Below are 12,975 nucleotides of genomic sequence, written 5' to 3'. Positions count from 1 at the left end.
CGCCAGTTGCGCTTTTTGCGCAGGCGGAAGCATGCGGGCCTGTGAATATCCAAGGAGAATGATAATTGTTCTCATTTGTGTTGTCAATGATTTTTTTCACACGTACTTTGCTTTCATGTGCGCCATTCCCCATCCGCCAACTCCCCCCATTCCAAATAGGCCCTATTTTCTTGCTTATTTCGCCAAAAACGGGCCGTCCAAGCGAAATAGCCAGTGATTTCACTGGCTATTTCGCTTGAAGTGCCGATTGGAAGGCGATCTGGGGCAAATAGCCAGTGTTTTCACTGGCTATTGCAGGCGGGCCGGGCGATAGCGGGCAAATAGGCCATTTTTCATGGGCTATTTTGTTTGCGCCAACATTCTCAGCAGCACCGTTACTGACTCTGCCCTTGTCGTTTTATCGCCCGGAGCAAATGCATTCGCGTCTTTGCCTTCGATAATGCTCCGCTTTTTCATCGCCCCAACTGCACCCTTCGCCCAGTCCGGAATGTCCTTGTCGTCCGCGAAGCCTGTTGCCGTTGTTGCTTCCACTGACTGTCCCAGCGCTCTTGCGATCATCACGGCCATCTCTGAACGTGTTATTTCGGCGTCCGGTCGGAAAGTGCCGTCTTCATAGCCGGCAACGATGCCTGCTTGTACCGCTTGCGCGACAGCTTTCCGCGCCCACGCGCCAATCTCCGCCTGATCCGCGAACGCCAGCGCCGCTCCTTCTCCTTGCGGTTGGAGTGCATTCATCAGCATCACCGCAAATTCCGCGCGCGTTACGGTACGGTTCGGATGGAACGCACCGTCCGGATAGCCGCCGACGATGCCGCCGCTTGCCGCTTGCTTGATGCTCGCCTCGGCCCAGTGTCCGGCGATATCGCTGAAGTTGAGCGGCTGCTCAACCGGCTGCTCCGTGACTGCCGCCGGATCTTCGCCTTGGCCTGCTGCGAATACCGCATACTTCGTAAAGTGGTTCACTTTTACAATGATCGTAGATCGTTCTCCTCCATTTGGTTCTCTTCGTACAGCGCCGCCCAATGACCGAAAATCAGGAAAAGAGCTCTCTACTCCCGAGCACTACTCTCGTCAGAATCGCGGGGTATTCACAGTACCGCTTGGCGCCTGTCGGATGAACCTCCCACGTCTGAAGCGGCTGGTATCTCTCGAACCAGTACCCGTTATGACGCGCTCCCATGTCACACACGAGCTCAACCGATTTGATCAGCCTCTCCGTATCTTTCATGCGCAGGCACGCCATCGCCTCCAAGTACCAGACCCTGCCCATGGCAGCCACATCGTGAAGCTCACCCATATTTATATCCTGAAACGGCATCCGTTCGCCGATCTCCCACTCTTGGAACAAATAAGCGACGGAAAGGGCCTGCGTAGGAAAATTGCCCCTCCAAAATCGGGGTTCGCCCGTCATTTTGCGCCAAACAAGCTTCGCTTGATCTTCATCCGCAATGCCGAAGGCAACCGCCGCCCAGTTTACATCGGACAATCCGTGAAAGTCTACCAGCCCATGCTCGGGATGTACGTATTCCCCATAATGGTCCCCGCGCCAAAAATGCTGCCGGAAGCTCTTCTCAAGTTCGCTTGCATGAAACTCCCAATCGGAGGCGGAGCGCTCATCGGAGAGCAATCGGTGCAGGCCGGCCAACCGGCGAAACGCATGAATCGCATAGCATTGCGTGACGCCGTCCCACTTATGGCGAGCATGCATCTCCGTATAGAAACCGGCACCGTCGATTAAACCATTTTCACACCTGCGGGACAAAATATAGGTACCGGCCTTGTCAAGCGAGCCGATCTTATCGAGCAGCCAATTCACATCGTTCGTAAAGGAAACGATCTCGTAAGCAGTCAGCAAATAAGTGACCGGGGCAAGTACGCCGAGCGGGTTGTTCGGCACCCAATGCTCGAATAACCCGATCCAGGGGCGGGGGGTCAAATTCGAATACGGCTCTTGCCCTTCCCTTTGGGCGGGGGTATAAATAAAAACATCCTCGGGGTATTTGATATTTCGGATAGCGCCTTCCGCTATCAACGGCTTATCTGCCGGAAGGACGGCAAACGGGATATGGCCGTCGGCTCGCTGGGAAGCTTGGACAAAATCGAAATAATCCAATACCGCCCTCGTTTTGCCCATCAGCAAATAGGCGCCGGCTATTTCCCAGCCATCCAATCCCGGAAAGACCCATTGATCGCCGAAATGGCCGCCATCCGCCTCTACCAGAAAGTGTCCGGGAAAAAGCTGCTCTCTAAGGGCGGGAAGCAGCGTTTTTTGTATTGCGTCCTGTACGCCTGTGCGAATGTTTTCCTTGCGAATCCATTTCATTTCGTTCATGTTCGTTCCCTCTTTCTTGATTGTGGTACGACCTCGCTGCTATCATCCTGATTCGCTTTCCTATCTATTCGCGGCGGCATCAAAGTATCCTTCCTTTCCTCGACGAACAAGAGCAGGTCGCCGCGGCGCCTGCTATACAGCGAGTTTGGATAGCGGTACATTGGCGGTAAGCGAACGGTAGAGTCGCGAGTGCCCGAGCGGGCGGAAAGAGGGATGCGTCGTGATGTTCGCCTATATTGCGGTCAAGCTGGTGACCGCGCTGATCGGCCTGTGGATCATGACCCGGCTGCTTGGCAAGAAGGAAATTTCGCAATTGACGGCGTTCGATTTTGTCTCATCGCTCATGCTGAGCGAGCTGGTCGGCAACACCATCTACGATGACGATGTCCGCTGGATTCATCTCGTGTTTGCGCTGGTGCTGTGGACAGTGCTGTCGCTGGCGCTGGAGAAAATTACGCTGCGGCTGCCCAAGCTGTCCAAGGCGCTAAGCGGCGTTCCGGAAATCGTCATCCGGGACGGCCGCATCGACGAGCGGGCGATGAAGCGCAACAGCCTCGACATTTCGCAGCTTGGCATGCTGTTGCGCGAGCAAGGCGTGTTTTCGACGCGCGAGGTGGCGTATGCGATCTTCGAAACGAACGGCAATTTGAGCGTGCTGCGCAAGTCCAGGCTCGAACCGGCTACGCGCGAAGAGCTGAACGTTGCCGCGCCGCAGGAGGAGCTGCCGGTCGTGCTGATCGAGCTAGGCGACGTGCAGAAACGCGAGCTGGCCCGCATCGGGCGCGACGAAGCATGGCTGCTCGGCGAGCTGCGCAAGCTTGGAGCGGCGGGGCCGCGCGACGTGCTGTTCGCCGAGTGGACGGAGCAGGACGGGCTGTACGCGCAGCTGCGCTAGCGGCCGGCGCCGTTCAACGCGGCGCGGACCCAGGCCGCAAACGCTTGGGCAACCGGCGCCGGCTCATCATCTGTGCGCGTACACAGGTAGATGGCGTTTACGGCGCGCACTTCCGGCACGATCACGCGGCCGAGCTGGCCCCGCTCCACTTCCTCGCGCACTTCCAGCGCGGAGGCGAAGGCGGCGCCGTAACCGGACTTGAGCGCTTGCGCCGTTTCCGGCCAGCCGCTGAGCTGCAAGCCGACGCGCGGCTGCCGCAAGCCACGGCCGACGAACAGCGCCATCAGCCGCTCCCGCGCCCGGCTGCCCGGCTCGCGCACGAGGAACGGCTCGTCCGCCAGCCGCTCCAGGCTCGCCTGTTTCCCGGCGAGCGGGTGCACGCCCGGGACGACAAACCAAAACTCATCTTCCAGCAGCCATTCCTGCCGAACGCCGTCGTGCGCCTGAATTCCCTCGCTTCCGCCGAGCTTACCCGCTCCTTCGCTGCCTCCTCCCCCGCCGCCGATCAGCGCCACGTCCGCTTCGTACCGCAGCAGCGCCTGCCGGGCGAACGACGCGTTGCCGGTCGCCAGCTCGATTTCCACGCCGTCGCGCTCGCGCTTGAAGCCGGCCAGCCAGCCCGGCAGCAGCGCCCGCGCAGGCAACGAGGTCGCGGCGATGCGCAGCCTGCCGCCTCGCCCAAGCCGCAGCGCCGCCATCTCCTCCTCGATGGCCCGCTCCAGCCGGAACAGCCGCTTCGCCTGCTCCGCCAGCTTCGTTCCCGCATCCGTCAGCGCGATGCCGCGCCCGTGCGGCTGCAGCAGCGCAAGCCCCAGCTCGCGCTCCAGGTTGCGCAGCTGCGCCGTCACCGCCGGCTGGCTGAGCAGCAGCGCCGCCGCCGCTTGCGTCACGCTGCCGGCTTCCGCCACCGCATGAAAAATCCGCATCGCATGCAGGTTCATCCCTCATCCACCCTTCTTTGCATAATTACATCAATTATTTTGATGATTATACCTGAATTATATATTAGTTTTATGAAAAGAAAACGGGTATCGTAGAGCCATCGGAACCCTACAGAACCGACGGGGAAGAAAGCGAGGAAACCCACCATGAAGCTGATCTGTTTCGATTGCGGCGGCGAGCCGCCGGCAGCCGAACGCGGCAAAGCCGCAGCGGGCACCGTAATGTGCGCTTGCGGCGGGCTTTTCGACATTGTGCGCGATCATCGCGCAACCGATGCCGAGCGGCTGAAACGGACGTTCGACGCCCGTCTGGCCGAGCGGCTCAGCCCCTACGCCAGCGGCGTATGGCGGTACAAGGAGTTGATTTACCCGGAGCTGCCGGAGGCGAGCATTGTGACCAAATACGAAGGGAACACCGGCCTGTACCGGCCGGACAACGTGAGAAGTTATGCGGGGGTGCGGGAGCTGTGGCTGAAAGCGTTAAGCGAAAACCCGAGCGGCTCGTTCAAAGACAACGGCATGACCGTCGCCGTCTCCCATGGCCACGCGCACGGCCATCGCGCTTTCGCTTGCGCGTCGACCGGCAATACGGCCGCGTCGCTGGCCATGTACGGCGCGCTGATCGACGCGCAAACGTACGTGTATTTGCCGGAGGAGGGCGTCTCCCGCGACAAGCTGCTCCAGGCGCTCGCTTACGGCGCCCGCCTCGTGCCGCTGGCCGGCGGAAACTACGACGCGGGCATCCGCCTGCTCGGAGCAAACGGCGGCAGCCCGGACTTGTACGTGTGCAATTCGATCAACCCGTACCGGATCGAGGGGCAAAAAAGCATCGTGTTCGAAATCGCCCACACGCTGCAGTGGCGGCTGCCGGACTGGATCGTGCTTCCCGGCGGTGCGCTCAGCAACGCGACGGCGGCCGGCAAGGCGCTGCGCGAGCTGTATGCGCTCGGCTTCATCGACCGGCTGCCGCGGATCGCGATCATCCAGGCCGAAGGCGCCGCCCCCTTCCATCGTTTGGTGGAGCAAGGCACCGCACAGCTGACGCCCGAGCCTCGGCCACGCACCGCCGCTTCGGCGCTCAACATCGGCAACCCGCCCAGCTGGAAAAAGGCGCTGCGCCTGGCCATCGAAGCGACGAACGGCGTGACGGCGGCGGTCAGCGACGATGAGATCATGGACGCCAAAGCCGTCGTCGACCGCTGCGGCATCGGCTGCGAACCGGCCGCCGCCGCTTCGCTGGCGGGGCTGCGCAAGCTTGTCGCCGCTGGAGTCGTCGGCGCGGAGGAAACCGCCGTCTGCCTGCTGACCGGCCACCTGCTGAAAGACACCGCTGCCCTGCAGCGCGCCTACGGCTGACCTAACCGCCGGGCGGCAAAATCAGTCCCGCGCGGCTACCGGATAGCGCAGGATCGTCTTCATCGCCTCCGGCTTCGACCGCTTCGGGTCGGACAAGTAAATTTCGTGGTGGTTCCCGTTGTAGACCAAACCCGCTTCCGCTATATAATGCTCCAGCTTCGCCAGCGTCTCCGGCTCCGTTGCGTACGGACCGACATGCATGATCTGCACGCAGCGGCCTTCATGCAGCGTTTCGTATGCAACGGCGCCGATCGGCGCCAGCTCCGGCTTCTTCGCGGCGGCGGCGGTCCGGGCGTCTTCCGCCGTCTCGCGGGAGACAAAATCGGGCATCCGAATGAGCAGCTTGTACTGCCATAATTCCCGCGCAACCTTCAGCCCGTCGCCGCCGCCTTCCACCCACCACAGCCCTTCCAGCTTCGGCACCGTAAAATCGCGCCCCATCCGCTTCGCCGCCGCCTTAACCGTATAGGCCACGGTGTACAGCGCTTCGGCCGCGGCGGCAAACGCCGGCCCGTTCGGGTCGCCCGCCCCCGCAACAGCCAAATACGGCCGCTCGCCAAATGTCGCTTCCTGCGGCTGCGTCGGCGCCGAATAGTAGGTCTTGTCCGTTTTAGCCAAATCGAGCTTTTCCATAATCGTCATGATTTGTATCCCCTTTCGTCTTTACCTTCTACCTTATCTTCCACTTTTTCTTTCACCTTCTACCCTCTACCTTCACTCCCTACCTTCACTCTCTACCTTCACTCTCTACCTTCTACCTTCACTCCCTACCTTCACCCTTTACCTTTACCTCTACCTCAACCTTTACCTCTCCCCTCACTCTCACCTCCTACCTTCACCCTAAAGGCAAACATGCGCTTAACCTCGCCACATTCCCCAATAACTCGCTTGATCCGACGAAATTAACTGCATATTTGCGCTTAAATACTTAAACTACGTAACCCGCCAGTTGATCCTCAAACCAGTATGTTGAGCAGCAGTCGCTAATCTGAAACCATTGACGCCGCCCTCTTCCCCTATGCACCTGCCTCCTTATGCGCCGCCTGCTTCTTCTGCATGCTATCCCCTTGACTCAATCGCAAACATCCACAACTTTTATCCCCTTTCAAGAAAAGTACCCCCTGCAATGCAGTGACACCGTTCAGATACATGTCAAACTCGATACAACCAAACGCCAACTTGAGCCAATGGAATAACCCGCAGAAGTGAACTGCTGCCGACTATAAGCACATTCGCCGCCGCGCCGGCTTGAGCCAATGGGATAACCAGCAGACACGTCCTTCCGTTGACCACTTGAGCACGGCGTAGCATATCAGCGAACGAAGGCCGATTTCAGCCTTCTGGCTATTTGTGGAGAAAGCCCACTTTTAACGAAATAAGCCGGAAAAGGTGGCCTATTTTTGCAATTCATTGTACTACAGTTACCCTGACAGCAACTGTCAGCCTTTTGCACACCCCACAAAATGAATACCCCGCCCCAGATGCGGAATAGCGCTGCCCTTTTTCCCGCCTGCCGCCGTTTTCCCCACTTCGCGATTATCGACCTGAATCGGCTTCGCCCTTATGCTGGGGAAGCACTGGGAAGCAACCGACCGATCGTCAGCACCCTGCCCAAAATAATGACTCCACGCACAAGGAGCGTTGACGCGATGCGCTATCATTTGAACGATTTTGCTTTCGACCTGCGGGCGAACGTGGCGCCGGACCATCACCTGTGGGTATGCAGCGGCTACGCCACCGTCGCCCCGCTGGCGAATACGGCCGCCGGCGTCCGAGGCCTGTTCTCGCCGCCGTTCGCGGCGCCCGAGCTGCAGCTGAACATGATGCTGGAAGCGGACGGCCACCCGATCGCCGACACCGGCAGCCGCGGCAAAGGCGATTGCGGCCTGCTGTACGCAGGCGGCGAATGGCGGCCGGACCGGATTGAACGGAAAGGCACCTATCATTATGAAGTCGGCGGCGGCATTCTGTCGCTTGCCGTTCGCAGCCGCCTGCTGCCGCTGGCGGATCGCGCCGGCTTCGTGCTGACCGTGCGGGTCGGCAACCGCAACGAACGAAGCATCGCCTTGAGCGCATGGCCGCAACTCGCGCCGGGCCGGCTCAATCTCGTCCCGCTGGACGATTGGGATTATTCGCACCCGCCGCTCGGCGAACCGGCGCAAGCCGTCGGCCCGGACATTTGGGAAACGGACCGGGTACGCCTGACGCTGCTGCAAGAACTGCCGCAGCTAACCGGTATCGAGCCGGGCGAAGAAGCCGTCTTCCGGCTGGCCGTGCTGCTGACGCGCCATGGCGAGCCATGCGCCGACACCGACCTCGTCTCCCTGGAACAACGAACGGAGTCGATTTGGGAAGAGCGGATCGCACGCACAATGGCGTCCATTCCGACGCTGACCAGCGACATTCCCGGACTGGAGGCGTACTACCGCCGCTCGATCGTCAGCGGGCTCGTCAGCCTGTGGGAGCATCCCGATTTTGCCATGCGGCCGTTCCCTGCCGTGTCCGGCATCGAAGGAGCAGGCATCTGCTGCTACCCGTGGGACACCGGCGGCTACGCCGGCCGTACGCTGGCGCTCCTGCTCGGCCCGCCCGCCATGAACGAGCTGGCCGAGCTGATGGCGGCAAGCGGCATCGGGCGCCATTCGCGCTTCGCGCCAAGCGGGCTGGGCCGGGACGTCCCTTACTCGCACAGCTTATGGTCCTATTTTAACCTGGTCTGGAGCAATATCGAGCAGCACGGAGAAGGCGAAGCCGCAGGCGCAGACGCAGGAATGCCGCTTTACGAAACGCTGCGCGATTTGCTGCTTGCCGACGAACAGCGGCTTCCCGCCTGTGGCGAGCTGCTCGACTACGGCAAGCAGCACAATTTGCTGGAGATGCGCAGCGCGGCGCACGAGCACGTCGTCTCCAGCCCGAACGCCGAACGCGCCTGGTGCTGCGATCGGCTGGCCGACTTGGCCGAGCGGCAGGGGCTGTCCGCCGAAGCGGCAGCATGGCGGCAGAAGGCGGCGCGCATCCGCAGCGCCATTCGCGAGCTGCTGTGGGACGACGAGACGGGCTGGTTCCGCTGTCGGTACCCGGACGGCCACATGGAGCTCGTCTACACGATTCAGGCGTACGACACGCTGCGAATGGGCGTCTGCACCGAAGCGATGGAGGCGGCGCTGCTGTCCCATCTGCGCGACGGCGCGTTTCTGGCGCCGTACGGCGTCAGCAGCATTTCGGCGGAAGACGCGCTCCATTACGAACTGAACGATCCGGACTGGTCCGGAGGCGGCAGCTACACCGGCGAATGCACGATGCTGGCGCTGACGCTGTGGGAGATCGGCCGGCCGGAGCAAGCATGGGACGTGCTGCGGCGGCTGCTCTGGATGGGCAGGCACCTGCCATATTTGCCGCAGGAGCATTACTGCGACCGCCCGGCGGTGCCCGCGCACAAGCGGGCCAACGTCATCGCCGGCCTGTCCGGCGCCGAAGCGATCCTGTTCGGCATGGCCGGCCTGAAGCCGCACCCGGACGGCACGCTGATCGTTCATCCGCAGCCGCCGCGGGAAGGCAGCGTCACGATCGCCGGCTACCCGTTCCGGGGGCGCACGATCGACATCCGCCTGTCGCCGGGCCATTGCGAAATCGTCTGCGACGGCGCCGTCGTTTACCGCGGCGTTCCGGCCGCCTGCGCCATCCCGTAAAGCCGGCAGATACGGAATACCGCACGGCAGATCGCGAATATCCGGCCAACAAGGCACATGCGGAATATAGACGGAAACGGCGGCCTGCCGCTACGATGAGGCGGCAGCGTCTTCCGCAAAGGATGTGACAACCACCATGAATTCATCGCTCGTGCAGGACGGCCCGGGAGCAAGCGCAGCCTCCTCCCCGCAGCCGGTCAAACGCGGCTACGCCGTCCGCCTGCTTCGGGACTTGCGCAAAGACAAATGGCTGTACGGGATGCTCGTCCCGGGCGTGCTCTTCTTCCTGCTGTTCAAATATTTGCCGATGCTGGGCTCCGTCATAGCCTTCCAGGATTACCAGCCGTTCGCCGGCATCATGCACAGCCACTGGGTCGGGCTGAAGCATTTCGACCGTTTTTTCGGCGACCCGACGTTCTGGATGCTGTTCCGCAACACGCTCATGCTGGCGGTGTACAACCTCGTTTTCTTTTTCCCGATGCCGATCGTGCTCGCGCTATTGCTTAACGAGGTTAGAAAAGAAGTGTTCAAACGATTCGTGCAGACGATTATTTACATCCCGCACTTTATTTCCTGGGTTGTCGTCGCCGGGCTGACGTACACGATGTTTACGACCGAAGGCGGCATCGTCAACGAAGCGATCGCTTACACCGGAGCGGACAAAATCAATTTTCTGCTTAGCGAAAACTGGTTCCGCACGCTCATCACGTCGCAGGTCATGTGGAAGGAAACCGGCTGGGGCACGATCATTTTTCTCGCCGCGCTGGCGGGTGTCGACCTGCAGCTGTACGAAGCCGCACGCATGGACGGCGCGAACCGGTGGCAGCGGCTGTGGAGCGTGACGATTCCGGCGATTCGCTCGACGATCGTCATTCTGCTGATTTTGCGGCTGGGCAGCTTTCTCGACTCGGGTTTCGAGCAAATTTTCCTGATGCTCAACTCCGGCAACCGCCATGTGGGCGAGGTGTTCGACACTTACGTCTACACGTCGGGTTTGCTGGGGGCGCAGTTCAGCTACAGCACGGCGGTCGGCCTGTTCAAATCGGTCATCAGCCTGATTCTCGTCGTGGCGGCGAACCGCGCGGCGAAAGCGATCGGCGAAGAGGGGGTGTACTAGCATGAACAAACGCACCTGGGGAACGGCGCTGTTCGACGCAGGCAACTATGCGCTGCTGACCGTCGTGGCGGTCGTCACCGTGCTGCCGTTTCTGTACGTGTTGTCCGGTTCGCTGGTCGGTTCGGAGGAACTGCTGGCCAAGAAAATCGTGCTCGTTCCGACGCATGTGACATGGGATGCCTACGACTACATCTTTTCGACCCGGACGATTCCGCGCAGCTTGCTGATTACCGTCTTCATCACGGTTGCGGGAACGCTGATCAACCTGCTGGCGACGACGCTCATGGCCTACCCCCTGGCGCGCAGAACGCTGCGCGGGCGCAAGCCGCTCATGCTGATGATCGTGTTTACGATGCTGTTCAGCGGCGGGATCATCCCGACCTATCTGGTAGTCAAAAGCGCGGGATTGCTGGACACGTATTGGTCGCTCTGGATCCCGGCGGCGATCAGCGCATTTAATCTGATTTTGCTGAAAAATTTTTTCCAGCAGCTGCCGGACGGCATCGAAGAGTCGGCCAAAATCGACGGCTGCAACGATCTGCAGCTGCTGTACAAAATCGTCGTGCCGCTTTCCTTGCCGGCGATCGCCACCTTCTCGCTATTCTACGCCGTTGGGCACTGGAACTCGTATTTCAGCGCGGTGCTGTACATCAACGACATGAACATGTGGCCGATCCAGGTGTGGCTGCGGCAGATCGTCATGCTGTCCTCGGGCGGCTTCGCCGACGGGGGTTCGCTTTCGGAATTCGTCGTGCCGCCGGAAAGCATCAAATACGCGGTAATCGTCGTCGCGGCGGTGCCGGTGCTGATTTTTTATCCGTTTATGCAGAAGCATTTTGCCAAGGGCGTGCTGCTCGGTTCCGTCAAAGGGTAAAAGGCGGGACGCTTATCCGTGAATTACTCCGCAAGGAGTTTTCAAGCTATAATAAAACGATTATGGAGGGTGTAACATGACACGGACAAAGTGGAACAAAGGGTTGGCCGTTCTCTGCACGACGGCAATCGCGGCATCCGTACTGGCGGCCTGCGGAGACTCGAAAGACGACAAACAAGGCGCCAGCCCGGCGGCAGGCGGCAGCTCGCCTGCGGCGGGAAGCGCGGCCCCGGCCCAGCCGGCCAAATTCAGCATGATGTCGCCGTTCTATTCGGCGCAGCCGCCGGCGGTCGACGACAGCAACGCCGCATTCAAGGCGATCCAGGAGAAAACCAACTCCAAGCTGGAAGTGACATTCGTTCCGGGCACCAACTACAACGACAAGCTGAACGTCACGATCGCCTCCGGCAATTTGCCGCAAGCCATGGTCGTGCTCGACAACAAAAACGCCGCGATCGTGGGCGCGATCCGCTCCGGCGCCTTCTGGGAAATCGGTCCGTACATCAAACAATACCCGAACATCCAGAAGTATTGGAACGACACGATCGCCAACAACATTTCCGTCGACGGCAAAATTTACGGCATTTACCGCGACCGCCCGTTCGCGCGCAAAGGGCTCCTGTTCCGCCAGGACTGGCTGGACAACCTCGGGCTGCAGCAGCCCAAATCGGTCGACGACCTGTACAATGTCGCCAAAGCGTTCACATCGAACGATCCGGACAAAAACGGCAAAACGATACGTACGGCCTCGGCGTCACCGACGATAACCTGATCAACGATACGTTCCCGGTGCTCGTCACAGCGCTCGGCGGCTTCAACCAATTTGGCGTACAGGATGGCAAAATCGTTCCCGACTTTTTGACCACGGAATACATGGACGCGCTCAAGCTGCTGAAAAAAATGTACGACGAGAAGCTGATCAACCAGGACTTCGGCGCGATTAAAGGCACGAAGCTGCACGAGAACATCAATGAAGGCAAAGCGGGCATGTACATCACGAGCATCGACGATATCGCGAACAAGCATGCCGATCTGTATAAGCTGAACCCGAACGCCAAAATGGACTTCGTGCTTGGCCTGAGCGGGCCGAAGGGCGTCAAGCTGCCGGCCAATGCCGGGTATTCGGGCGTGTTCATGTTCCCCAAATCGAGTGTCAAAACGGAAGCCGACCTGAAGCAAATCCTGAACTTTTTCGAAAAAACGCTGGAACCTGACGTGCTGAAGCTGTTTGCGTTCGGAGTCGAAGGGGTACATTACAAGGTGGAAAACGGCAACCCGGTATTTACCAACCAGCAGCTGTGGACCGATCAGGTCGACACGCTCGGGCAGCTGCGCCTTGCTCCTTCCGACTTGACATGGCCGACGGAAACCGACGTCATGAAAAAAGTGAAGAAGCTGTACAAGGAACAAACGCCGAACGCCGTGCCGAACGCAACCGAGCCTTATCTTTCGCCGACGCGGGCGGAACGGGGCGCAGAGCTGGACAAGATCATCAACGATGCGCGCGTCCACTTCATCATGGGGCAGCTTGACGAAGCCGGCTTCAAGAAGGCGACCGACGAATGGAAAACGAAGGGCGGCGACAAGATCATCGCCGAGTACACGGAAGCCTACACGAAAGCGCAAGCCAAATAACGCCGTTGCTTCCCGCATGCAGCGGGAGCCGACGAACGCCGCATCGGCCCGACCGATGCGGCGATTTCGCCGTATGCGGCCTGGATCAAACCAGGCTGGGGAGAACGGATCAAGTATGGATCGGCGGGGGCCAGAA

At 60.2% G+C, this 12,975-nt stretch carries 11 protein-coding genes; 7 read left to right on the top strand and 4 right to left on the bottom strand.

What is annotated here, in order from left to right; all coding sequences use genetic code 11:
• Window positions 1-339 precede the first annotated feature (339 nt).
• A complete protein-coding gene (locus EXY20_RS22775; protein ID WP_235886150.1) occupies window positions 340-963 on the bottom strand; it encodes an S-layer homology domain-containing protein in 624 nt (207 codons plus the stop codon).
• A 70-nt stretch (window positions 964-1,033) separates the two neighbouring features.
• Window positions 1,034-2,332, bottom strand: a complete 1,299-nt coding sequence (locus EXY20_RS22770; protein ID WP_135554416.1) for a glucosidase family protein — start codon at window positions 2,330-2,332, stop codon at window positions 1,034-1,036.
• 223 nt (window positions 2,333-2,555) lie between these two features.
• On the opposite strand from EXY20_RS22770, the gene EXY20_RS22765 reads away from it, so the two are divergent.
• Window positions 2,556-3,227, top strand: a complete 672-nt coding sequence (locus tag EXY20_RS22765; protein WP_235886158.1) for a DUF421 domain-containing protein — start codon at window positions 2,556-2,558, stop codon at window positions 3,225-3,227.
• Here EXY20_RS22765 and EXY20_RS22760 read toward each other — a convergent pair.
• Window positions 3,224-4,168 (bottom strand): LysR family transcriptional regulator, encoded by a 945-nt coding sequence (locus EXY20_RS22760; protein ID WP_135554414.1) that lies wholly within the window; start codon window positions 4,166-4,168, stop codon window positions 3,224-3,226. The genes EXY20_RS22765 and EXY20_RS22760 overlap by 4 nt on opposite strands.
• A gap of 147 nt (window positions 4,169-4,315) precedes the next feature.
• Here EXY20_RS22760 and thrC point away from each other — a divergent pair, with 147 nt between their 5' ends.
• A complete protein-coding gene (thrC, locus tag EXY20_RS22755) occupies window positions 4,316-5,524 on the top strand; it encodes a threonine synthase (protein ID WP_135554413.1) in 1,209 nt (402 codons plus the stop codon).
• A 21-nt stretch (window positions 5,525-5,545) separates the two neighbouring features.
• Here thrC and EXY20_RS22750 read toward each other — a convergent pair whose 3' ends face one another.
• A complete protein-coding gene (locus EXY20_RS22750) occupies window positions 5,546-6,166 on the bottom strand; it encodes a GyrI-like domain-containing protein (protein WP_235886149.1) in 621 nt (206 codons plus the stop codon).
• Between the two features lie 1,007 nt (window positions 6,167-7,173).
• Here EXY20_RS22750 and EXY20_RS22745 point away from each other — a divergent pair.
• From EXY20_RS22745 to EXY20_RS39130, 5 genes are all read left to right on the top strand, one after another.
• The gene (locus tag EXY20_RS22745; RefSeq protein ID WP_135554412.1) at window positions 7,174-9,213 is read left to right on the top strand and encodes an MGH1-like glycoside hydrolase domain-containing protein; all 2,040 of its coding nucleotides are present in this window, start codon (window positions 7,174-7,176) and stop codon (window positions 9,211-9,213) included.
• Between the two features lie 136 nt (window positions 9,214-9,349).
• Window positions 9,350-10,330, top strand: a complete 981-nt coding sequence (locus tag EXY20_RS22740; RefSeq protein ID WP_135554411.1) for an ABC transporter permease — start codon at window positions 9,350-9,352, stop codon at window positions 10,328-10,330.
• Between the two features lies 1 nt (window position 10,331).
• On the top strand, window positions 10,332-11,204 hold the full coding sequence (locus EXY20_RS22735) for a carbohydrate ABC transporter permease (protein WP_135554410.1): 873 nt from the start codon (window positions 10,332-10,334) through the stop codon (window positions 11,202-11,204).
• Window positions 11,205-11,280: 76 nt separating this feature from the next.
• Window positions 11,281-11,976, top strand: a complete 696-nt coding sequence (locus EXY20_RS22730; RefSeq protein ID WP_135554409.1) for an extracellular solute-binding protein — start codon at window positions 11,281-11,283, stop codon at window positions 11,974-11,976.
• A gap of 17 nt (window positions 11,977-11,993) precedes the next feature.
• Window positions 11,994-12,839, top strand: a complete 846-nt coding sequence (locus EXY20_RS39130; protein WP_167859444.1) for a type 2 periplasmic-binding domain-containing protein — start codon at window positions 11,994-11,996, stop codon at window positions 12,837-12,839.
• The last annotated feature ends 136 nt before the right edge of the window (window positions 12,840-12,975 follow it).

The sequence above is a fragment of the Paenibacillus cymbidii genome (genome assembly GCF_004764705.1).
GTDB classification, from domain to species: Bacteria; Bacillota; Bacilli; order Paenibacillales; family NBRC-103111; genus Paenibacillus_AN; species Paenibacillus_AN cymbidii.
This window is presented reverse-complemented; position numbering and strand designations above follow the sequence as displayed.